We start from the raw sequence: 21869 nt of genomic DNA, 5'->3' as shown, positions 1-21869 counted from the left end.
GCTGGGTGCACAGGCGGGGCAGCTCGACAGTCTGCGCCGGAGGTAGTGCCCGGCAGCGGATGCGGTAAGGCTGAAGGGTCCGGGGGTCCGCCGCGTTCCCCGGCCGACGAAACGCCCGCCACGAGTCGCCCGCCACGAGGCAGCGGAGAAGACGAGCACCGGTGGGCGCGGGAGGAGTCGGGCGGTGACCATCCGGATCGAGGTGACCTCGGCGGACGTGGCGGCCAGCCGGTTCGCCGTCTCGCCGCTCGGCGAGGCGATGTCGGCGCTGCGGCTCTGCGCCGGTCAGCACCGGTCGGCCGCGCTGGACCCCTGGTTGGTCCGGGCCCGGGACCGCTACCTGCGGCTGCGGCGGGACCGGCCCGCCGTCGGGGCGCTGCTCTCGCTGCTGCGCCGGGACGGCTACAACGCGGACTTCATCCAGCCGCCGCCGTCCGCGGTCGGGCTGAGCTTCGCCGACGAGCTGGCCGTGATCCGGGCCACCCCGCTCGACCAGGCCCGCGAGGAGCTGGCCCGCAACCTGGCCGGGCACCACACCCCACCGGCGTACGCCCGGCGGGTCTTCGAGGCACCGGACGTGGTCGACCGGATCGCCGACGCGATCGAGGCGGCCTGGACGGAACTCGTCGCCCCGGACTGGCCACGGCTGCGGGCGCTGCTGGAACGGGACCTGCTGCGCCGGGCCGGGCAGCTCGCCACCTACGGCTGGGCGGCGGCGCTGCACGACCTCGATCCCCGGCTGCGCTGGACCTCGGACGGGGCGGACGGGGTGATCGAGGTCGACTGTGCCGACCGGGGCACCCGGAGGCTGGCCGGCCGGGGACTGCTCTTCGTGCCCACCGCCTTCGGGCCGCTGATCAGTTACACCGAGCCGCCCTGGCCGTACGCGATCGTCTATCCCGCCCGGGGCATCGCGGACCTGCTCGGCCCACCCCCGCCGGGCCGTACCCCGGACGCGGTGGACCGGCTGGTCGGCACGTCCCGGGCGGCGGTGTTGCGGGCGCTTGCCGTCCCCGCCACGACCAGCCAGCTCGTCGCCCAGCTCGGCAGCGGGCTGGGCAGCGTCGGCGGGCACCTGGCGGTACTCCGGGACGCCGGGCTGGTCAGCCGGACCCGGCTGGGCCGGTCGGTCCGCTACGAACGCACCGCGCTCGGCGACGCGCTCGCCGCCGATGCGTCACCGACCCCAGCCGAGCGGAGCAGCGGCAACACCCGGTAGGGGATCTTCTCGGCCAGCGCGATGATGCTGGACGCCCGGGCGATCTGCTCGTGCGAGACGATCTGGTCGAGCACCCGTTGCAGGTCGGCGTTGGACCGGGCGACGATCCGGCAGAGCACGTCGCCGGAGCCGGTGATGGTGTGCGCCTCCAGCACCTCCGGGATGCCCCGCAGGTGGGTGCTCACCGGGTCGTGGCCCGGACGCTGGTGGATCTCCAAAGTGACGAAGGAGGTCACCGTGAAGCCGAGCGCGGCTGGGTCGAGCTGCGGCCCGAGCCCGGCGATCACGCCCCGGGCGAGCAGCTTGTCCAGCCGGGCCTGCACGGTGCCCCGGGCCACCTGGAGCCGCCGGGAGCACTCCAGGACCCCGATCCGTGGTTCGGCGGCGAGCAGGTCGATCAGGCGGACATCGAGCTGGTCGAGCTGAACAGCTTGCACAGTACTCACGACCGACGACCATACTAAATGCACAACCTGCCCAACGTTTTGCGGGTCGGTTGCCCAGTTAGCACCAGGGCGGGATGCTCCCGGAAAGACCGGCCGGGCCTTCGGCCGGTCGCGGCACCCCAGGGAGGCAGGACGATGACCAGCGCACTCCACCAGCCGTCCACCGCCGGCTCGGCTCTGGACCTCGACGTCGACGTCGACCGGCTCGTCGGGGCCGTCGCGCACGACGACGCCCGCGACCCCTTCCCGGTGCAGGGCATCGACCACATCCGGTTCATGGTCGGCAACGCGAAGCAGACCGCGCACTACTACTCGACCGCCTTCGGGATGACCCGGGTGGCCTACCGGGGGCCGGAGCAGGGCTACCGGGAGCACGCCGAGTACGTACTCACCAGCGGCTCGGCCCGGTTCGTCTTCACCGGCGCGGTCCGCCCGGACGCCCCCGACGCCGACCACGTGGCCCGGCACGGCGACGGCGTACTCGACATCGCGCTGGCGGTGCCGGACGTGGACGCGGCGTACGCGCACGCGATCGCGCAGGGTGCCACCGGCCTGACCGAGCCGTACGACGTCACCGACTCGCACGGCACGATCCGGATGGCCACCATCGCCGCGTACGGCGACACCCGGCACTCACTCGTCGACCGGTCCCGCTACCAGGGCCCGTTCCTGCCCGGCTTCGTCGCGCAGGGTCCGATCGTCGACCGGCAGCCCATGATCGACGCGGGCGTACAGCCGAAGCGGTTCTTCCAGGCCGTCGACCACGTCGTCGGCAACGTCGAACTGGGCCGGATGGACGAGTGGGTGGAGTTCTACCGCCGGGTGATGGGCTTCACCAACATGGCCGAGTTCATCGGCGACGACATCGCGACCGACTATTCCGCGCTGATGTCGAAGGTGGTGGCGAACGGCACCCGCAAGGTCAAGTTCCCGCTGAACGAGCCGGCGGTGGCCAGCCGCAAGTCGCAGATCGACGAGTACCTGGAGTTCTACGGCGGCCCCGGCGCGCAGCACATCGCGCTGGCCACCAACGACATCCTGGCCAGTGTCGACGCGATGCGGGCGGCCGGCGTCGAGTTCCTGGACACCCCGGACTCGTACTACGACGACCCGGAGCTGCGGGCCCGGATCGGCAAGGTGCGCGCCCCGATCGAGGAGCTGAAGGCCCGGAAGATCCTGGTCGACCGGGACGAGGACGGCTATCTGTTGCAGATCTTCACCAAGCCGGTGCAGGACCGTCCGACGGTCTTCTTCGAGCTGATCGAGCGGCACGGCTCGCTCGGTTTCGGCAAGGGCAACTTCAAGGCGCTCTTCGAGGCCATCGAGCGGGAACAAGAGGCGCGCGGAAACCTGTAACACTGTCCTGCGTGAGCCAGCAGCCTCCCCCCATGCCCATGCCACCCGGCCACGCCCCGCCGCCGGGATACGGCCCGCCGCCCGGTTACGGCCCGCCGCAGTACGCGCCGGGGCGGCCCGGCGGTCCGGTGCCCGGGTATCCGGTGGCGCCGCCGCCGGTCAGCCCGTCCGGCCAGCCCCTCGCCTCGTTCGGCGACCGGCTGCTGGCGCACCTGATCGACGGGGCGATCCTCGGCGGCACGATCATGTTGATCGCCATCCCGGCGTTCTTCGTCTTCTTCGCCACGGTCGGCGCGGACTTCTTCACCATTCCCGACCAGGATGTCGGCACGGTCGAGATGAACCCGTTCGAACTCCTGGTGCCACTGCTGCTGCTGGAAGCCGGCATCTTCCTCGTCGCGCTCGCCCTCCAGTACGTCTACCTCGTGGAGCTGCCGAAGCGGACCGGGCAGACCGTCGGCAAACGGGTACTGAAGATAAAGATCATTCCGCTGGATCCGGCCGCCACGATCGGGCGGGGTCAGCTCGCCCGGCGCTACCTGGTCCAGGCGGCCGGCAGCCTGCTACCCGGGCTGACCTACCTCGACGGGCTGTGGCAACTCTGGGACAAGCCGTACCAGCAATGCCTCCACGACAAGTTCGCCCGGACCGTGGTGGTTAAGGTTCCAGCGTGAACGTCAGGACTTCACCAAGGTCGGCCCGGTGACGGTACAACCGGGCTGGTACGCCGACCCCGCCGAGCCGACCACCCAGCGGTACTGGGACGGCGAGGGCTGGATCGGCGCGGCCCTGCCCGTCGACGCCACCCCGCCGTCCGGCCCGCCACCTGAGGAACCCGAGGAAGCCGAGCCGCCCGCCGCACCCGCCAGCGGTGCCGGGGCACCCGGTTTCCCCGCCACACCGGGTTCCCCCGCCGCGCCCGGCACACCGGCGACGCCGCCGCCCGGGGCGCCCGGAGGACCGGCCGCGCCCTGGGGAGGACCGCCCTGGGGCGGGCCACCGGTCAGCGCACCGCCACCGGGCGGTACACCGCCGGTGAGCGGGGCACCGCCGAGCGGACCACCCGCCGCCGGACCACCCGCCTCGGGGCCACCCGGCTCCGGGCCGCCGGTCCCGCCCGGCTGGCCCGGTGGGCCGGTTCCGCCCGGCTGGCCAGGCGCCGGGCCGGCGGGGCAGCCGTACCCGCCGGGGATGCCGTACGGGCAGCCGCCGCCAGGCTGGCCGCATCCGTACTGGGCCGCGCCGCCGCCCCGGCCACACGGGATGGAGCTGGCGCCGCTCGGTGCCCGGGTGCTCGCCCGGCTGATCGACATCAGCGTGGTGCTGCTGCTCAACGTGGTGGTGAACGGCTGGTTCGTCTGGCGTTTCGTCGAGGAGGTCGGGCCGGTCACCCGGGAGATCTTCCGACGTGCCCTGGCCGGCGAGTCGACCACCGAGAACCTGCCGCAGGCCAGCGCCCAGGCCGACGGCCTACAGGTGGTGATCCTGCTGATCGCCGTCGCGCTCTGGTTCGCCTACGAGGTGCCGTCGGTCGCCAACACCGGGCAGACCTTCGGCAAGCGGGTGATGCGGATCAAGGTCGTACCGCTGGCCGAGACCGAGCAGTTGGGCTTCGGCCGCTCGTTCCGGCGGTGGAACCTGCTCGGCCTGCCGGTCTTCCTCTGGTCCTGCTGCGGCATCGGCTTCCTGATCCAGCTCGTCGACTGCGCGCTCGCCTTCTTCGACCGGCCGCTGCGACAGTCCCTGCACGACAAGCGGGGGCAGACCGTGGTGGTCCGGCTGCCCGCCCCGGCCGCCTCCCCGGCCGAGCCCACCGACACCCCGAACGACCGCTCCGGAGGCCCAACGTCATGACCGGTCCGACCAGTCCCGCCCCCGGCGCCGAGCGGCGGCCCGGGACGCCCCGGCTGACCCGCGCCGACCTCGACGCGCTGCCGAACTACGTGCCCGGACGCAGCCCGGCGGACCTGGCCCGGGAACTGGGCCTGCCGGAAGCGATCAAGCTGGCCAGCAACGAGGTGCCGTACGGGCCGCTGCCCGGGGTGGTGGAGGCGGTCGCCGAGGCGGTCGCCGGGGTGCACCGCTACCCGGACATGGGCGTACTGGCGCTGCGTGCCGCGCTCGCCGAACGCCACGGCGTGCACCCGGACCGGATCGCCACCGGCTGCGGGTCGGTGGCGCTGGCCGAGCACCTGGTCCGGGCGACCTGCCTGCCGGGGGACGAGGTCGTCTATTCGTGGCGTTCCTTCGAGGCGTACCCGATCATCGCGGCGACCAGCGGCGCGACGAGCGTGCGGGTGCCCAACGACGCCGGCCACGGGCACGACCTGGCGGCGATGGCGGCGGCGGTGACCGACCGGACCCGGCTGATCCTGGTCTGCAACCCGAACAACCCGACCGGGACCAGTTTGCGCCGCGCCGAGCTGGACCGGTTCCTCGCGGCGGTACCGGACGACGTGCTGGTGGTGCTCGACGAGGCGTACCGGGAGTTCGTCACCGACCCCGAGGTGCCGGACGGGCTGGCGGTCTACGGCGACCGGCCGAACGTCGTGGTGCTGCGCACCTTCTCGAAGGCGTGGGGGCTGGCCGGGCTGCGGATCGGTTTCCTGGTCGGCTCGCCGGAGGTGGCGGCGACGGTACGCAAGGTGGTCACCCCCTTCTCCACCAGCCTGGCCGCCCAGGCGGCGGCGCTGGCCGCGCTCGACCAGGCCGACGAGGTGCGGCGGCGCTGCGCGCTGGTGGTCGCCGAGCGGGAGCGGGTCACCGAGGCGCTGCGCAAGCGGTTGCCGGCCGGCGCGAACGTGCCGGAGAGCCAGTCGAACTTCGTCTGGTTGCCGCTGGGCGACCAGTCGGTGCCGTTCGGGCAGGCGTGCGAGGCGCGCGGGATCATCGTCCGCCCCTTCGCCGGCGAGGGCGTACGCGTCACCATCGGCACCCCGGCGGAGAACGACGCCTTCCTGGCCGTGGCGGAGTCGGCCGCGAGCCTGCTGCCCCGCTGACGCCGGAACCCCGCCGGGTGCTCAGGTGCTTCAGGTGCTCAGGGTGCTTCAGGTGCCGGCCAGGATGACCGGCTGGGCGGCCAGGTAGTAGCGGTCGTCCCCGGCGGCCGGGTCGACCGGCTCGGCGAGCCGCTCCACCGCGACGAACCCGCCGGCCGCGTACGCGAACCCGGGGGCCCAGGTGGTCGAGTCCCGCCCGTAGGTGAACGGGAACCGCGACCGTTCCGCCCCGGTCGCCGCGTCGAGGGTGACCAGGTCGCCTCCGGCGGTACGCAGGTGCACCCGGCCCGGTTGGGCGGCGACCAGCCGGACCGGCCCACCCGCCGGCCCGCCCTGTCCTCGGTCGACCGGGGCCTCGGGGCCAGCCGTGTCCGACCAGCGCCACAGGTCGGCGCCGGTCCGTGCCGAGCGGGCCACCAGCCCGGTCCCGCCCAGCGTCACCGCGACCTCGTCGACGAGTACGGCCTCGGGTGCGTCCAGCGCCGGTGCCGGTACCGGGCGGGCGCCGTCGAGCAGCCAGCCCCGGGTCACGCCCCCGGCGACCGTCCGCAGCGCCCGGCAACCCGATCGGCCGGTCAGGCAGCCGACCGGACCCAGCTGGACCGGCTGGCCCGAGCCCTCCGGCCGCCAGCGACCGGCCAGGGCGCCGGTGGCCACGTCGTGGAATACGACCTCGTCCGCCCCGGCACAGCTGTCGGCCACGGCGAAGAACCCGTCGGCTGTGGTGAGCCCGTCGCCCACGCCGGCCGCGGCCTCCGCGGCGGCGGCCCCGTCGTCCGGCCCGTCGCCGGACCCGTCGCCGTCGCCGTCGCCGGAACAGTCCGGGCCGGCGGCGAGGCGCCACAGTTCCCGGCCGGTGTCGAGGTCGAGCCCGCGCCGGTCGGCGGTGCCGACGACGACAAGTACGGGTCGGCCGGTCGCGGTGCGAGCGGTGTGCAGACCGCTCGGGGCGTAGACGGTGCCGGCCCCGGTACGCCGGCCGAGATAGCCGTGTCCGGGCTCCGGCCCGGTGGCCCGCCAGCGCACGGTGCCGGTACGGGCGTCCAGCGCCACGAGCTTTCCGTCGGACCAGCGGGTCAGCACGGTGGCACCGTCGGCCACCACCCCCGCCAACTGGGCTGGCCAGCGCCGGTACGACCAGTACGGCGTGCGTCGGGTCGGCGCGTCGACCGGCAGGTCGGCCCGGATCGTCCGGGTGCTGGCATAGACCCGGATCCGGTCGTCGACGATCAGCGGTGCGGCGTTCAGGGTGCCGACGACGCCGGGTTGGACGGCCGGCGGTGCCGGATAGCCGGCCCGCGCCGGGGTGATCACCTCGGCCGGCGCCAGCACCCGGTAGACGATCACCGCGGAGCCGACGACCAGCAGCAGCGCCACCGCGACGGCAATCGCCGTCCGCGGCCAGTTCCGCGCGCCGTTCGGCGTTGCCATGCCCGGACACCTCCGCCGGAACCCTATCGCCCCGCCGGGCGCCCGGGTCCGGGCAGGTGGGTCAGGCGGCGACCGCCCGGTCGCCCTGACCTGGGCCGGCGGCCGTCGCGGTCGCGGCCAGGTCGGCCAGGTCCCGGCGCAGCGCGCCCTCACCGGCCCGCGCGGCGAGCCCGCCCAGCACCACCGCCAGCAACCGGCCGTACCGGCCGGTCGGCACACCCTCGTGGGTGACGGTCACCACGGTCCGGCCCCGGCCGCGCCGCTGCGCCGGCACCGGAGCGAACGTGTACGTCGTCAGGTAGTCCACGCCGTCGCCGGACGAACCGACCACGAGTCGCCGGGGCGCTGACGCCTCCCGCACGGCGAACTGCTCGACCACCACCCTGCCGTCCGGCCCGGTGCGGCTCTCCCGCCAGACGGTCCCGACCCCGAGCCCGGTCCCCCGTCCCTGACCGTGCTCACCCGGCCCTTGGGCGAGGACCTCGACCTGCTCGACCTGGCAGAGCCAACCGGGCCGGCCGGGCAGGTCGGTGAAGACCCGCCACAGCTCGTCAGCGGGTGCCTCGATCAATCGGCTGAACGCCACCGTCGACATCGGCTCCTCCCCGACCACCACGGTACGACGTGCCCCGGGCGCCGCACAGCCCGGAGCGTCACAGAGTGATCAGAACGTGACAGCGCGACACGCCGTCGGGACGAAGAGCCGAAGACGTACGACGCCAGCCGGCCGGACGATGTCCGCGCGCGAGACTGTCGAGCTGCCCCGCCTGTGCGCCCAGCCACGACCTCGGCCAGGACGCAGCCGCCAGACAGGGGCACAGCCACCCGACAGGGGCGCAGGCGCAGCGGACTCGGCCGCCGCCCGGCGTCCCGTTCGTGCGCCCAGCTCGACAGCGTGCGAACCAGATATCCCCGCCGCCGCACGCGTCCCGTTCCGCGCCCTCGGGCCGAAGCGGCGGGCCGGGAGACGCGCGCCAGGCCGGGAGACGCGGGCCAGGGCCCTGGGACCGCGCGGTTCCGGCAGCGCTCGGAACCGCGCGGTTTCGATCAGCTGCCGAACGCACCCGTCCTGGTCGCGGTCACGAATGCCGCCCAGCTGGCGGGCTCGAACTCGAGTACCGGAGCCGGGTCCAACGAGTCACGCACGCCGACCACCCCGGGCAGGTTGTCGGCCACCTCGATGCAGAGCCCCTGGTCGTTGGACCGGCTGCTCTTCCGCCACAGAGCAACTCCCGCATTGAACATTTCGTACCCCTTCAAGGTGAATCACACTTGATGACGGGTTTATGCCCATCCGGGTAAGTCCAACGGACGATGACGGATCCTGTTACGCGATGGAGCATCTTGTCGGCCAGCTCGGTCCAGGTGTCGCACACGCCGTCCGGCCCGCGCGGAGCCGCCGCGTGCCGGGCAGGCTTCCGGCGGACTGCGTCAGGCGTTCCGGGCCGGAGCCACGGTGCCGACGACCTCGCCGAGGGCGACCGTCGTGCCGTCCGGTCCTGGCGCGGTGGCACCGATACTCACCGTGTCGCCGTCGTCCAGGAAGGTCCGGGTCGAGCCGTCGGAAAGCTTAACGGGCTCGGCCCCGCCCCAGGTCAGCTCCAGGAACGACCCGACCTCCGCACGCTGTGGCCCGGAGATCGTCCCGGAGGCGTAGAGATCACCGGTACGCAGCGCGGCGCCGTTCACCGTCAGGTGCGCGAGCTGCTGGGCCGGGGTCCAGTACATTCCGGCGAACGGGGGCTCGCTGACCCGGGTGCCGTTCCAGTCCACGGTCAACCGCAGGTCCAGCCCCAGGTGCGGTACGTCCCGCAGGTAGTCCAGCACCGCCGGGTCGTCCTGGGCCGGTGCCGGCACCCAGGCGTCGGACAGTGCCTCCAGCGGCACCACCCAGGGCGAGACCGAGGTGCAGAACGACTTGCCGAGGAACGGCCCGAGCGGCTGGTACTCCCACGCCTGGATGTCCCGGGCCGACCAGTCGTTGACGAGTACCACCCCGAAGACGTGCGCGGCGAAGTCGTCCACCCCGACCCGCTCGCCGAGCGGCGACGGTACGCCGACCACGAAGCCCACCTCGGCCTCGATGTCGAGCCGGGTCGACGGCCCGTACACCGGCCCGTCCGGGGTGCTGCGCTGGCCGTTCGGGCGGACCACCGGAGTGCCGGAGACCACCACGGTGCCGGCCCGGCCGTGGTAGCCGACCGGCAGGTGCCGCCAGTTCGGCAGCAGCGCCGCCCCGCCGGGCCGGAAGATCTGCCCCACGTTCGTCGCGTGGTGTTCCGAGGAGTAGAAGTCGACGTAGTCGGCGACCTCGAACGGCAGCACCATCTCGACCCGGTCGAGCGGCACGAGCAGCGGGGTCACCGCCGCCCGGTGCTCCTCCCCGGTCAACAGTTGCACGATCCGGGTGCGTACCGTCGTCCACTGTGCGCGGCCGAGCGCCAGGAACGTGTTCAGGGTCGGCTGTCGCAGCGCCCCGCCGGCGAGTACCAGTCCGGCGGCCTCCGCGCCGGCCAGGTCGAGGACGAGATTCCCGATCCGTACGCCGATCCGGGGCGGCTGCCCCGCCGACCGGAAGACCCCGTACGGCAGGTTGTGCACCCCGTACGCCGATCCTGCCGCCTCCGCCACCCAGGTCACGCGTCTCCTCCAACCGTCACGGCTCGAAGCCTCCGTTCACCAGTCCCAGTCGGACCAGGTCGATCAGGGGCTCCATCACGCTGCACGAGCCGAAGCTGATCCAGAGTGGACGCTGCTCGTCACGCCGGGCGCGGGCCGCCTCGACCAGCGGCAGCGGGTCGGTCGCGACAAGTGTCTCGGCCACCTCGGCGACCTCGGCGCCGGCACAGGCGGCGCTGGTGCCGGCCAGGATGTTCACGAAGCCGTGGTGGGTGAAGCCGGTCTCCGGGTCGATGTGCCGGATCGCGTGGTGCAGCCCGGCGGTGAGTTTGAACGGCAGTTCCCGGTCCCGACAGGCGCCGATCACGGCGGCCAGCTCGACCGGGGTGGGGAAGAGTTCGGCGGCCAGCCCGCCGGTGCGGAACTTGGCGGCGATCCGCTTGCCGGCGGCCCGTTCGTCGGCCAGCCGGTCGAGGGCGCCGAGCAGCCCCCAGGTGAGCGGTATCTCGGCGTACACGTCGGCGTCGTCGAGGTGGGCGGGGAGGCCGGCGAGCGCGGCGAGGCCGGGCAGCGGGTCCTCGCCCCGCTTGGCCACCGCCGCCTCGACCTGCCGGATCCGGATCCGGGGGTCGGTGCGGTCGCGCAGCGGGTACAGCTCGGGCACGGGTACGTCGCCGATCACGCCGACGTCGATCCGCTCGTCGGCGGCGAGCAGCGCAGGCAGCTCGGGCAGCGCCGAGGCGGGCAGCAGCAGCGGGCCGACCAGCGGGGCGTACCAGGCGCCCCGGTGCCGGCGGTGTGCCGCGACCGCGTCGGGCAGGGCGGCGTTGCCGGGCGGGAAGACGGCGGCGTCGTCGACCAGCCCGGCGAAGAGCCGGGGCAGCTGCGTTGACACGAACAGAGAACTTACGGGACGCTACGACTAGCGGACAACACCGTCCGATTATCGGACACTCTCGGCCGGTGACTGGGACAAGGCCGGTCACTGGGACAAAAGGGAGGCGATCATGCCGTACTACCGCAGCGTCGGCGAGGTTCCCCGGAAACGGCACACCCAGTTCCGGCAGCCCGACGGCAGCCTCTACGCCGAGGAGCTGATGGGACAGGAGGGTTTCTCCTCCGACTCGTCACTGCTCTACCACCGCTACCTGCCGACCGCGATCGTCGCCGCCGAGGAGTTCACCCCGCCGGCCTGGCAGCGGGTGCCGAACCTGCCGCTCAAGCCCCGCCACCTGCGTACCCACAAGCTCGACGGCGGCGCCGGCACCGACGCGATCCTCGGCCGGGCGCACCTGCTGGCCAACGACGACGTCCGGATCTCGTACGTCGTCGCCGACCAGCCCTCCCCGCTCTACCGCAACGCCGTCGGCGACGAGTGCCTCTACGTCGAGTCCGGCGCAGCCCGGGTCGAGTCCAGCTTCGGGGTGCTCGGGGTGACCGCCGGCGACTACGTGGTCATCCCCACCTCGGTGGTGTACCGGATCGTGCCGATCGCCCCGGAACCGCTGCGGATGCTCGCCATCGAGGCGACCGGGCACATCGGCCCACCCAAGCGCTACCTCTCGGTACGCGGCCAGTTCCTCGAACACTCCCCCTACTGCGAGCGGGACGTACGCGGCCCGGAGGCGCCGCTGCTGGTCGAGGAGACCGACGTCGAGGTGTACGTCCAGCACCGCCGGGGCTGGACCCGGCACGTCTACGCCAACCACCCGTTCGACGTGGTCGGCTGGGACGGCCACCTCTATCCGTGGGCGTTCTCGATCCACGACTTCGAGCCGATCACCGGACGGATCCACCAGCCGCCGCCGGTGCACCAGACCTTCCAGGGTCCGAACTTCGTGATCTGCTCCTTCGTACCCCGCAAGGTCGACTACCATCCGCTGGCCGTCCCGGTGCCGTACAACCACCACAACGTCGACTCCGACGAGATGCTCTTCTACACCGGCGGCAACTACGAGGCGCGGCGCGGCTCCGGCATCGAGCAGGGCTCGATCTCGCTGCACCCGGCCGGCTTCACCCACGGCCCGCAGCCCGGTGCCCCGGAGCGGGCGATCGGGGCGGAGAGCTTCGACGAACTGGCCGTCATGGTGGACACCTTCCGGCCACTCGACCTCTGCGGCCCGGCACTGTCCTGCGAGGACACCGGCTACGCCTGGACCTGGGCGCGCCGTACCACCGGCTGACCGGGTACGACCGGCTGACCCGTACCGCGACGACCCGTCACCGGTCCGCTTCGACCAGGGGCCGCAGCCTGCGCTCGAAGGCCGCCTCGTCGATGCCCCTGGCCAGCTTCCGGTTGTAGTTCATCCGGAACGGACAGTTGTCCGCACCGCTCTGCCGTCCGGGGACGGTGAACTCGCTGACCTTCCGGCCGCTGCGGGCCTCCCGAACCGTGACGTGGTAGACGCTCTCGAACAGGTCGAAGGTGAACGGCCTGCCACCGCCCAGCAGCGCGTCTTCACTCGCATAGTTGCAGGTGAGGTCCTGGCGCGAGTCCCGGGTCGCCGTGACGCGCACGCAGACGAGGAGCTGGACCTGGTCGAGGTTCCGCTGGGAGGTGCCCGGCGCGTACCGAGGTTCCCAGTCCCTGGGCAGCTGGACCTCGGCATACTCCATGGCCTTCTCGTCGGCATACCTGACCAGCATCATCAGATGCGGGCCACGGCCGGCGAAGGGGCGAGAGGTGAGGTTGTAGACGTAGAGCTTCGGCGAGCGGCAGGTCCCCTGGTCGTCGACGCTGCGGGTCTGCGTCGGCCCGGACGGCGCCGGAAGGGGTGGGAGCCGCCCGGCGGGCGGGCCACCGGGCCGATCCGGCGGCCAGGTGCACGGCCCGGTCATCCTGACGGTGAACTGGTCGCTGCCCCGGGCCATCTCCATCAGCAACTCGGTGCCGTCCTCGTGGACGGCGGTGATCTCCTTGACATCGGCAGGCGTGCCGACCCGCCACCGCCACTCGTACTCGGCGAATTTGTCGCGGAGAATCCAGGTCACCACGTCGTCGAGGTACTTCTCGGCCTTGTCACCAGCGGACACCGTCAGCTCGGCTCGCGGCCGGACACCCCAGGTCGGCCCGCCCTCGGGCAGCTCCGCACACCCCACACTCCGGGAGTGGTTCGGCGGGGTGGCCCGCGCCTCCGGTTCCAGGGCCCCGCCCACCGCCCGGGACAGGTGTTCGGTGAGCCGCTGCTCGAACTCCACGGTGCTCACCTCGGGCGCCGGCGGCTCCGGTCCGCTCTCGCCGCTGGTGCAACCCGTGAGCAGCAACGCTCCGCACGCCGCCGCACCGATCCGGCGACTCCACGGCTGCGACCGCCGCGACCGCTGCCGAACTGTCCACTGCCGAGCCATCGCTCGCATCTCCGATCGTCCGGTCGGCACGGGGCGAGCCGCGAAGAAACAGGATGATCTGTCCCGGACTCTACCTGTTCGGTCCCGTCGTCCGGAACGGCTGATGCCGTCAGTCGCGGTCGGGTGACCAGCCGAAGAGCACCGCCAGCTCGGTCGCGGCGGTCGTGGCGATCGCCAGCACCAGCGGCCACGGGCTGCCCAGGATCGCGTAGAGCAGGATCAGGCACGGCCCGGCGATCACGGCGTAGACGGCCAGCGCCAGCAGCCGGTCGGCGCGGATCAGCTCCGGCAGCCGTCCCCGGCCCAGGTTCGGCACCCGCCGGAGGAACCGCCAGACCAGGAAGCCGCCGGTCACCGCCGCCAGCCCGGCCCAGAGCCGGGACGACACCGGGTTGGCCGCCGCCAGGCAGGCCACCAGGATCGACACCACGATCGTGTAGCCGGCGCCGTACATCAGCAGTTGGCGCAGCCCGCCGCTGATCGCCCGGGCACCGTCGCCACTCGTCGGTTCCAGCACCGCCGCGTCGGCGAGGTGCTCCAGTGCTTCGGAGTAGCGCCGCTGCTCCAGCCGGATCACCCCGATGTTGTGCTGGGCCGCCGCCAGCTCCGGGTCCAGCCGCAGCGCCTCCCGGTACGCCCGCTCGGCCAGCTCGAACTTCTGCATCCTGGCCGCCACCAGGCCGAGTACCAGGTGTGCCTGCGGCTCCTCCGGCGCCAACTCGACCCCGCGCCAGGCCGCGTTGAGGGCCTGCTGCCCGTTGCGCGACTCGCCCAGGATCGCCGCCGCGCTGCGCTGGGCGTACGCGTCGTCCGGGCCGAGTGCGAGGATCCGGTCGGCGGCCGCCGCCGCCTCCTTGAACCGGCGCAGGTCGGCCAGGGCGTGTCCCCGGATCACCAGCGGGTGGATCGACTCCGGGGCGACGGCCATCGCCGAGTCGGCGGCGGTCAGCGCCTCCTCCGGCTTGTCACCGGCCAGTTTGACCATCGCGAGCATGACCAGCGCAGGCGCGTTCGACGGGTCGAGCGCGATCGCGAACCCGACTTCGGCGGCGGCTTCGTCGTACCGGCCGAGTTCGGCGAGCAGTTCGGCGCGCTGGACGTACCCTTCGGCGGAGGAGGAGTGGTCGGAGTCGGCGTCGCTGGACACGGGTCCGAGCGTATCGGGCGCTGTCTCGGCGGATCGTCGCGCCCGACCCGCCGAACACCCACTCCCCGGGCAGGTGGCGGGCGGCAACCGGCCAGTTATCGGGCGACCCGCCGAATGCCCACTCCCCATGCCGGCGGATGCGCGGTACCGTAGACGGGACCAAGCCTGGCGCTCCCCCCGTGGTGTCAGGCTTGGTCCCTAACTTTCCTCGGCGCGCTCCCTGACTTCCTCAGCGGGCGGCGCGAAGGTCCCGGACGAAGCCGCGCCAGGTCGCCGGGGCGAATGCCAGCACCGGCCCGGACCGGTCCTTGCTGTCCCGCACCAGGACCCGGCCCGGAAGGTTGTCCGCCACCTCCACGCAGTTGCCCTGGTTGGCACTGCTGCGGCTGCTCGTGCGCCAGTTCGGCTGCTCAGCCATACTCCTCGACCGCCTTCCCGATCAGGTCCCTCGACTGGTCGACCGGAAGTGCGAGCCCGGTCACGATGTCCCAGGCCAACTCTAACTTCGTCAGATCCTCCGGGTCGGTCGCGACCTCGCCGCGCAACTGGCTGTCCAGGTAGCCGACCCGGCCGCCACCGGCGAGCGTCGCCAGCACGAACGGGCCGGAGAGTCCGATGTGCAGACCGGCGGCGAGCGGCACCACCCGCACCTGCACCCGGCTGCGCGCGGTGGCGCCGAGCAGGTGTTCGAGCTGCTCCTTCAGCACGTCCGGCGGGCCGCAGCGCAGCGCGAACTCACCGAGGATCGCGGTCAGCATCGGCGGGTCCGGCCGGTCCACCGTGGCCGCCTGCCGGGCCCGGCGGTCCTGGACGGTCCACTCGACCGCCTCGTCGGGCAGCCGGCCGCCGCGCAGCACCGCCCGCGTGTAAGCCTCGGTCTGGAGCAGCCCGGGGATCAGGTTCGGTTCGAACGTGCGCAGCAGCACGGCGCGCTTCTCGTTCTCCCGCCAGGGCCGCATCCAGAGCGCCTGCGCGTCCTCGGCCACCTGTCGCTGGGTCATTCTCCGGTCGGCCCGCAGCCGCTTCAGTAGTGCCTGGATGTCACTCACTACCACCCCTGTCCCGCGCATCGGCACAGGTCACCCGCCCGCGGTGCCTTTGCGGCCATCCTCGGCCGCCACCGCCGAACGGTCCACCCTGGACCGGGCCAAGAGATCGCACTACTTCCGCATAAACCAGCCCCGCCTAATGCCGCGCAGGGGGCGTGCGTCAGATCTTGACGATTTCTTGCACCCACAGCGACAACAGTTCGTCAAGATCTGCTTGCAGGAGCGGGAGCGGGGGGTGGGGGTGGATCAGGGCTGGCGGTGTACCAGTGCGACGGCGATTCCGGCCAGTCCCTCGCCCCGGCCGGTGAGCCCGAGGCCGTCGGTGGTGGTGCCGGAGACGGTGACCGGGGCGCCGACCGCCGCCGTCAGCGCCTGCTGGGCCTCGTCGCGGCGGGGACCGATCTTCGGGCGTACCCCGATGACCTGGATCGAGACGTTGCCGATCTCGAAGCCGGCGGCCCGGACCCGGCGGGCGGTCTCGGCCAGCAGGGTGACCCCGGCGGCGCCGGCCCACTCCGGCTCGGCGACCCCGAAGTTGCTGCCCAGGTCGCCGAGGCCGGCGGCGGAGAGCAGCGCGTCAGAGGCGGCGTGCGCGGCAACGTCGCCGTCGGAGTGCCCGGCCAGCCCGTCCACGCCGGGCCAGTGCAGCCCGGCGACCCAGCAGGCCCGGCCCGGCTCGAACCCGTGCACGTCGGTACCGACACCGACCAGCGGAAGGATCACCTGCGAAGCGTAGGCGCCGACATCCCTTCCCCGCTCGCGGGTGCGGATCTCCGTAGTCAACCAGCCGCAAGTACGAACGCCGCCAGCCGGAACCGTGCTTTCGCCCGGCGTTGTGCCGACAGAACGCGGGCAGGGTCTGGGTGCATGTCACAAACCACGCCGGCCACCGACCGGCTGCCGGATCGTCACACCCCAGCCTCGAATGCCGGCCAATCCCGTCTGCCGGCGCTCGACATAGTCCGCGGGTTCGCGCTCTGCGGCATCCTGGTGGCGAACGTCCCACCAATCGCCGCAGCCGGCGCCCCCGTCGTCGCCGGGGCGGCGGACCCGGGCCCGTCCGACCTCGGTGTGGACCTGATCGGGCTCTTCGTCAACGAACGATTCTTCGTGATCTTCTCGCTGCTGTTCGGCATCGGCTTCGCGCTGCTGTTCGAATCCGCCGCCGACCGGGTGGCCCGGCCGCGTGTCGTCCTGCTCCGGCGCCTTCTCGCCCTGCTCGGAATTGGTCTGGCTCACTTCCTCCTGCTGTGGCCGGGTGACATCCTGATGGCGTACGCCGTGGTCGGCCTGGTCGTGTTGTTGCCGGCGAGCTGGCTGCCCCGGTGGGCGACGGCCGTCCTCGCCAACCTCCTCCTGCTGACGCCGTTGGCCCTCGGCGGCATGCATCTCGTGCTGGTCCCCGGACTCTTCCTGCTGGGCGCGACGCTGACGCGCTACGGCCTGGTCCGGCGGATGGGGACGTCCAGCCTGGGCCCGGCCGGCCTCACGGTACTTTTCGGCGCGGGGGCGGTGCCACTGCTCGTCGCGCAGGACGGCGTCGGGGATCCGCTGCACACGACGGCCGGGCTGCTGCTCGCCGGCGCCTACGTCTGCGCTCTACTGGTCCTGCTCAGGACACCGCTGTACCCGGTGCTCCGGGCGGTCTTCCAGCCCCTCGGGCGGATGGCGTTGACGAACTACCTGACCGCCTCGCTGCTCGTCCGGGTCGCCGCGTCAGGCATCGACGGGCCTCCGCACCGCTGGTCCTCGACGACGGTGCTCCTGGTGGCGGCCGGCGTGCTCGCCCTGCAATGGCTGTGGTCGACGCTCTGGCTGCGGCGTTGTCGTCAAGGCCCCCTGGAATGGCTCTGGCGCTGGGTCACCTGGGCCCGTCGTCCGCCTCTCCGTCGTATCGGGTCGAGGTGAGCAGGTATTCGGCCAGGGCCAGGTCGAACGGGCGGGTGATCTTCAGCGCGTACTCCGAGCCGGGGACGCAGGTGACGGGTACCCCCTGCTTCTCGACCAGGCCCGCGTCGTCGGTCAGCGGGTCGACGGCGGCGGCGTGCGCGGCGGCCAGCACCGACCGCCGGAAGCCCTGCGGGGTCTGCACGGCCCGCAGCGCGGACCGGTCCACGGTGCCGAGCACCAGCCCGGCGGCCGAGACCTCCTTGACAGTGTCGACCACCGGCAGCACCGGGACGACCGCCTCCGCGCCACCGCGGACCGCCTCGGCGACCGACTCGACCAGGGCGGTCGGGGTGAGCGCGCGGGCCGCGTCGTGCACCAGGACGATCTCCGGGCCGGCCGGCACCGCGGCCAGCGCGGCGGCGACCGACTCCTGCCGGGTGGCGCCGCCGGCCACCACGGCCACCACGGTCAACTCGGCGACCGGGGCGAGCAGGTCGCGGACCGCGTCGGCGTCGCCGGGCGGCGCGGCCACCACGACGGTGTGCACCGAGGGCGCGGCGGCGATCCGCCGCACGGCGTGCACCAGCAGCGGTTCGCCGCCGATCCGGCGGAGCGCCTTGGGGCCGCCCGGCCCGAGCCGGACCCCGGCACCCGCCGCAGGAACGAGGACCGCGACGTCACCGCGCGGATTGAGCTGCGCGGTCACGTCGCGGTCCTCGGTCTTTCTTCGGGGTACGTCGCAGGCACTGACGAAACGTGCCGGCGTGCGGGGCTATGCCTCGGTGAGCACCTTGTCGAGCAGAGTTTCCGCTTCGTCCTTGGTGCTCTTTTCGGCGAGTGCGACCTCACCGACGAGGATGTCGCGGGCCTTGGCGAGCATCCGCTTCTCGCCCGCCGACAGGCCCCGCTCCCGCTCACGGCGCCAGAGGTCGCGGACGACCTCAGCCACCTTGAGGGGGTTACCGGAGGCCAGCTTCTCCAGATTTGCCTTGTAACGCCGCGACCAGTTGGTCGGCTCCTCGGTGTGCGGGGCACGGAGGACGTCGAAGACCTTGCCCAGGCCCTCTTCGCCGACCACTTCGCGCACACCCACGATCTCGGCATTCTCCGCGGGCACCCGGACCGTCAGATCACCCTGAGCGACCCTGAGGACGAGGTACTGCTTGGGCTCGCCCTTGATGACCCGAGTCTCGATTGCCTCGATGAGTGCGGCCCCGTGGTGGGGGTAAACAACGGTCTCGCCGACACTGAAAACCATAGGTTCGAAACCCCTTTCGCTGTGTCTAGGGTAACACGCTCAGGCACCGATGTCCCACCGCAGTCCTGACCGTTAGCGCAGCTCAGAGGCCCTGTGAGAGGTCTTTCTTCAGCTTGACAAGGCAGTGATCCGTGGATTTCGGCACGCTGCGTGACAAACGGATCACCGGCCGACAAGGCGGATCGGAAAAATCGGATGTAGGGCGTTGCGGCCCTCCCAGCATACTTCTTCGACGCATGGCACCGCCGCCCACTAGCGGTACGACCTCCGGTGGGGGAGGCTGGACGGAGCCCGATTCACACCTGCGGTGAGCCGGCCAGGGGGTGCGCCATGAGCACGTCGGCGGACGGCGACGGCCGACCGGACAACGGCCCGTTCGACGGCGTGCCCGACCTGCCCGCGGAGTGGGGGCGGATCGTCATCCCCGACGACCCCGCCGAGTTGGCCGCCGAATCCGCGCAGGTCCGCCGCGAGCTGCGGCTCCGGGGCCGCCGCGACGGCTGGCGCCGACGCCTCGGCCTGCGCACCGACACCACCGGCCCCGCCCCGCTCCGGCTCTGTCTGATGATCATGACGGTGGCCGTGCTGACCACCCTGGCCAGCCTCTTCGCCATCACCTGGCCCAACCCGCAGCGCCCGGTCGGCACCGGCCGCAGCACCCCGGGCACCCCCGGCAGCTCCGGCAACGCCGACAGCTCCGGCACCCCTGGCAACGCCGGTAACGGCGACACGGGCAACCCCGGCAACCCGGGTAGCCCCGGCGGCTCGACCGGCCCGACGAGCCTGGGCGGCCCGACCGCGCCGGCCGGGCGGTCCCTGCCCGCGCTCGATCTGATGGGCGAGGACGGCCGGCTCGTGCCGCTGCGCGGACTGCTCCCCGCCGTGATCATCCTGATCGACGGCTGCACCTGCGAGGAGCACCTCGACGCCGCCGTCCGGGCCGTACCGCCCGGCGTGGGCGTGCTGGCGGTCAGCACCCGCCGTACCGTGCCGGGGGTGCGTACCGTGCCGGCGCCCGGCGGCGGGACACCGCGCTTCCTCACCGACCCCACCGCCGAGCTGCGGACCGCACTGCGGCTGCCCGCCCCGAACGGCAGGCCCTCCGCCGTACTCGCCGACCGGTCCGGGCAGGTCCTCCGGGCCGTACCGGAACTCGGCTCGGCAGGCGACTACCAGGCCGACCTGCGCCGCCTGGTCACCACCCCCTGACCAGGACGCGGAAGGTCAGGGCAGGCCACCGGGTCAGGGCAGGGCAACCATCTGGAGGGCGACCTCCACGTGCCGGTGGTTGAGCCGCCGGGCCCCGATCGAGAGTTCGTCCCCGGCCGCGACGAGTTGCACACTGCCGAACGGCCCCGGGCAGCTCACCGAGTTCGACCAGCTCCGGGTCACCCCGCGCAACACCCTGATGTGCAGCTCACCGGGGCTGAGACAGACGTACTGGAGCAGGTAGCGGCCACCCGGACGGGTGTCGATCGACCAGGTGACGAAGCGGCGCTGGTTGAGCGTCGCCGTCTCCCGCCAGATGGTGTCCGGAAAGCGCGGCAGGCTCTGCCCGGCCACACTCCCGCTCCGCTCGCCGGCCAGGTCCGCCCCGCCGGCCCCCGGCGCCCGCTCCGGCACACCCACCCCGGTCTGCCCGGGGCGGGCCGGCTCCGGCGCCGACCGTACCGACCACCAACCACCGATCCCGACCAGCAGCACCGCCGCCATCGTCAACGCCAACCTGCGCACCGGTCGCCTCCTCCCGCCGGTCCGGCGGAGATCTCCTAGGAGCCATCCCGGCCGGCCTGCTGGGCCAGCCGCGTGCGGTCCGCCCGTGCCGCCCCGGGCTGCCGGTCCAGCAGTGCGGCGTAGAGGGTCAATCCGGGTCCGAACGCGAGCATCACCACGGTACGGGGTGCCGGGGCGGACCGCCTGAGTCGTTCCAGGATGAGCAAAGAAGTGGGCGACGAACAGTTGCCGTACTCGTCGAGTACCGTCCGGGACGCCGCCATCGCCTCGGGCGACAGGCCCAGCTCCGCCTCCACCACGTTGAGGATGCGCGGCCCGCCGGGGTGCACCGCCCAGCCGTCCACGTCGCCGATCCGCCGGCCGTGCCGGGCCAGCAGGTCGGTGACCAGGTCACGCACGTGTGCCGCGAGCACCTGCGGCACCTTCGGGGACAGTCCCATCCGGAAGCCGGTGTCGGTCAGCTCCCAGGTCATGTGGTCGGCCGTGGAGGTGTCGGTGACGGCGGTGACCTCACGGACGGCGTACCCGGAACGGTCGCCCGGGGCGACCACCACGGCGACGGCGGCGTCCGAGAAGAGCGCGTGCGAGATGATCTGCTGGGTGTCCATCCGGGCCGTCGACGGCTGGATGTGCAGGCTGGTCAGCTCGGCGCAGAGCAGCAGCGCCGGACGGCCCCGGGCGGTGACGAAGTCGTTCGCGGCGGCCAGCCCCGGCAGCGCCGCGTAGCAGCCCATGTGCCCGACGAACATCCGCTGGGTGTCGGCGGCCATCCCCAGGTCCCGGGCCAGCAGGATGTCCAGCCCCGGGGTGGCGTAGCCGGTGCAGGAGCAGACCACGAAGAGGCCGATCTCGCTGGCCGAGAGGCCGGCGTCGGTGAGCGCCCGGCCGACCGCCTCCTTGCCCAGCGGCAGCGCCTCGATCTGGTAGCGGCGCATCCGGCGCTCGGTCGGCCAGTCCGAGACGTCCTCCAACAACGGGTTCACCGCCGCCTGCCGGTGCCGTACCCCGGAGTTGGCGAAGATCCGCTCGGCGAGCGCCCGGGTGGTCCCGGAGAAGTGCCCGGCGAAGAAGCCCGCCCACAGTTCCTGCTGGCTTGCCGTCGGCGGCAGCGCCATGCCCATCCCGACGATCACCCCGGAGCCGTCCTGCCCGCTACCGCTGCCCATGCCGTCCTCCGATCGCGACACCGCACACCCCTGCGCGCCCTACCCGCCCACCGAGCCCAACCCCCGAGCGTGACCTCGGGACTCGCGCCGGAGCGGACACGTCCGATCGCGGTACGGCCCGGCCCGGCCCGGCCGGTGGCGGTCGGGCAGCCGGCTCGCGTACCACCCTGGTACCCAGTGAACCTCCTTCAATCCGGATCGGACGGC

The 21869-nt window shown here is 72.8% G+C and carries 23 protein-coding genes; 8 read left to right on the top strand and 15 right to left on the bottom strand.

Annotated elements, in window-relative coordinates:
- The first annotated feature begins 190 nt into the window (after positions 1–190).
- Entirely contained in the window at positions 191–1219 is a 1029-nt protein-coding gene (locus O7626_RS36715) for a DUF5937 family protein (RefSeq protein ID WP_278066486.1), read from the top strand.
- Here the strand turns inward: O7626_RS36715 and O7626_RS36710 are convergent.
- A complete protein-coding gene (locus tag O7626_RS36710) occupies positions 1135–1665 on the bottom strand; it encodes an Lrp/AsnC family transcriptional regulator (protein WP_278065533.1) in 531 nt (176 codons plus the stop codon). The two genes, O7626_RS36715 and O7626_RS36710, sit on opposite strands and share 85 nt — an antisense overlap.
- A 135-nt stretch (positions 1666–1800) precedes the next feature.
- On the opposite strand from O7626_RS36710, the gene hppD reads away from it, so the two are divergent.
- Genes hppD through hisC form a run of 4 tightly spaced genes read left to right on the top strand, consistent with a single transcriptional unit; the run spans position 1801 to position 6020 of the window.
- Positions 1801–3021, top strand: coding sequence for a 4-hydroxyphenylpyruvate dioxygenase (gene hppD, locus O7626_RS36705; RefSeq protein WP_278065532.1), 1221 nt, complete (start codon positions 1801–1803; stop codon positions 3019–3021).
- 32 nt (positions 3022–3053) lie between these two features.
- Entirely contained in the window at positions 3054–3695 is a 642-nt protein-coding gene (locus O7626_RS36700) for an RDD family protein (RefSeq protein ID WP_278065531.1), read from the top strand.
- Positions 3696–3723: 28 nt separating this feature from the next.
- Positions 3724–4875, top strand: a complete 1152-nt coding sequence (locus O7626_RS36695) for an RDD family protein (RefSeq protein WP_278065530.1) — start codon at positions 3724–3726, stop codon at positions 4873–4875.
- Positions 4872–6020 (top strand): histidinol-phosphate transaminase, encoded by a 1149-nt coding sequence (gene hisC / locus O7626_RS36690; protein ID WP_278065529.1) that lies wholly within the window; start codon positions 4872–4874, stop codon positions 6018–6020. The genes O7626_RS36695 and hisC overlap by 4 nt, the downstream gene beginning before the upstream one ends.
- A 48-nt stretch (positions 6021–6068) precedes the next feature.
- Here the strand turns inward: hisC and O7626_RS36685 are convergent, their stop codons facing one another.
- The 5 genes from O7626_RS36685 to O7626_RS36665 all read right to left on the bottom strand — a co-directional run bounded on the left by O7626_RS36685 (position 6069) and on the right by O7626_RS36665 (position 10965).
- Complete coding sequence (locus O7626_RS36685; RefSeq protein ID WP_278065528.1) at positions 6069–7451, bottom strand: PQQ-binding-like beta-propeller repeat protein; 1383 nt, start codon at positions 7449–7451, stop codon at positions 6069–6071.
- Positions 7452–7512: 61 nt separating this feature from the next.
- On the bottom strand, positions 7513–8046 hold the full coding sequence (locus tag O7626_RS36680) for an SRPBCC domain-containing protein (RefSeq protein WP_278065527.1): 534 nt from the start codon (positions 8044–8046) through the stop codon (positions 7513–7515).
- A gap of 452 nt (positions 8047–8498) precedes the next feature.
- The gene (locus O7626_RS36675; RefSeq protein ID WP_278065526.1) at positions 8499–8696 is read right to left on the bottom strand and encodes a DUF397 domain-containing protein; all 198 of its coding nucleotides are present in this window, start codon (positions 8694–8696) and stop codon (positions 8499–8501) included.
- A gap of 186 nt (positions 8697–8882) precedes the next feature.
- On the bottom strand, positions 8883–10091 hold the full coding sequence (gene fahA, locus O7626_RS36670; RefSeq protein WP_278065525.1) for a fumarylacetoacetase: 1209 nt from the start codon (positions 10089–10091) through the stop codon (positions 8883–8885).
- Positions 10092–10107: 16 nt separating this feature from the next.
- On the bottom strand, positions 10108–10965 hold the full coding sequence (locus O7626_RS36665; protein ID WP_278065524.1) for a hypothetical protein: 858 nt from the start codon (positions 10963–10965) through the stop codon (positions 10108–10110).
- A 112-nt stretch (positions 10966–11077) separates the two neighbouring features.
- Between O7626_RS36665 and O7626_RS36660 the strand changes: the two genes are divergently transcribed.
- Entirely contained in the window at positions 11078–12253 is a 1176-nt protein-coding gene (locus O7626_RS36660) for a homogentisate 1,2-dioxygenase (protein WP_278065523.1), read from the top strand.
- A gap of 37 nt (positions 12254–12290) precedes the next feature.
- Here the strand turns inward: O7626_RS36660 and O7626_RS36655 are convergent, their stop codons facing one another.
- The 5 genes from O7626_RS36655 to ispF all read right to left on the bottom strand — a co-directional run bounded on the left by O7626_RS36655 (position 12291) and on the right by ispF (position 16337).
- On the bottom strand, positions 12291–13268 hold the full coding sequence (locus O7626_RS36655) for a hypothetical protein (RefSeq protein WP_278065522.1): 978 nt from the start codon (positions 13266–13268) through the stop codon (positions 12291–12293).
- Positions 13269–13527: 259 nt separating this feature from the next.
- A complete protein-coding gene (locus O7626_RS36650; RefSeq protein WP_278065521.1) occupies positions 13528–14565 on the bottom strand; it encodes a tetratricopeptide repeat protein in 1038 nt (345 codons plus the stop codon).
- A gap of 229 nt (positions 14566–14794) precedes the next feature.
- Positions 14795–14983 carry a DUF397 domain-containing protein gene (locus O7626_RS36645; RefSeq protein WP_278065520.1) on the bottom strand — a complete coding sequence of 63 codons (189 nt, stop codon included), beginning with the start codon at positions 14981–14983 and terminating at the stop codon, positions 14795–14797.
- A complete protein-coding gene (locus O7626_RS36640; protein WP_278065519.1) occupies positions 14976–15614 on the bottom strand; it encodes a DUF5753 domain-containing protein in 639 nt (212 codons plus the stop codon). Before O7626_RS36640 ends, O7626_RS36645 begins: the two co-directional genes overlap by 8 nt.
- 246 nt (positions 15615–15860) lie before the next feature.
- Positions 15861–16337 (bottom strand): 2-C-methyl-D-erythritol 2,4-cyclodiphosphate synthase, encoded by a 477-nt coding sequence (ispF, locus tag O7626_RS36635; protein ID WP_278065518.1) that lies wholly within the window; start codon positions 16335–16337, stop codon positions 15861–15863.
- A gap of 144 nt (positions 16338–16481) precedes the next feature.
- Here ispF and O7626_RS36630 point away from each other — a divergent pair, with 144 nt between their 5' ends.
- Positions 16482–17522, top strand: coding sequence for a DUF418 domain-containing protein (locus O7626_RS36630; RefSeq protein ID WP_278065517.1), 1041 nt, complete (start codon positions 16482–16484; stop codon positions 17520–17522).
- Here the strand turns inward: O7626_RS36630 and ispD are convergent.
- Positions 17476–18210: a 2-C-methyl-D-erythritol 4-phosphate cytidylyltransferase gene (gene ispD / locus O7626_RS36625; protein WP_278065516.1), complete on the bottom strand. Its 735-nt coding sequence runs from the start codon at positions 18208–18210 to the stop codon at positions 17476–17478. The genes O7626_RS36630 and ispD overlap by 47 nt on opposite strands.
- Positions 18211–18276: 66 nt before the next feature.
- On the bottom strand, positions 18277–18762 hold the full coding sequence (locus O7626_RS36620) for a CarD family transcriptional regulator (RefSeq protein ID WP_007073334.1): 486 nt from the start codon (positions 18760–18762) through the stop codon (positions 18277–18279).
- Between the two features lie 330 nt (positions 18763–19092).
- Here O7626_RS36620 and O7626_RS36615 point away from each other — a divergent pair, with 330 nt between their 5' ends.
- Positions 19093–19971, top strand: a complete 879-nt coding sequence (locus O7626_RS36615; protein WP_278065515.1) for a hypothetical protein — start codon at positions 19093–19095, stop codon at positions 19969–19971.
- Positions 19972–20004: 33 nt separating this feature from the next.
- Here the strand turns inward: O7626_RS36615 and O7626_RS36610 are convergent, their stop codons facing one another.
- Both O7626_RS36610 and O7626_RS36605 read right to left on the bottom strand, forming a co-directional pair.
- Positions 20005–20496, bottom strand: a complete 492-nt coding sequence (locus tag O7626_RS36610; RefSeq protein WP_278065514.1) for a hypothetical protein — start codon at positions 20494–20496, stop codon at positions 20005–20007.
- Between the two features lie 35 nt (positions 20497–20531).
- On the bottom strand, positions 20532–21662 hold the full coding sequence (locus O7626_RS36605; protein WP_278065513.1) for a type III polyketide synthase: 1131 nt from the start codon (positions 21660–21662) through the stop codon (positions 20532–20534).
- Positions 21663–21869: the final 207 nt, after the last annotated feature.

Origin of the sequence: Micromonospora sp. WMMD1102, assembly GCF_029626265.1 — a bacterium.
Taxonomy (GTDB): Bacteria; Actinomycetota; Actinomycetes; order Mycobacteriales; family Micromonosporaceae; genus Plantactinospora.
Note: the sequence above shows the minus strand (reverse complement) of the source record. Positions and strands in the feature narration are given on the sequence as shown.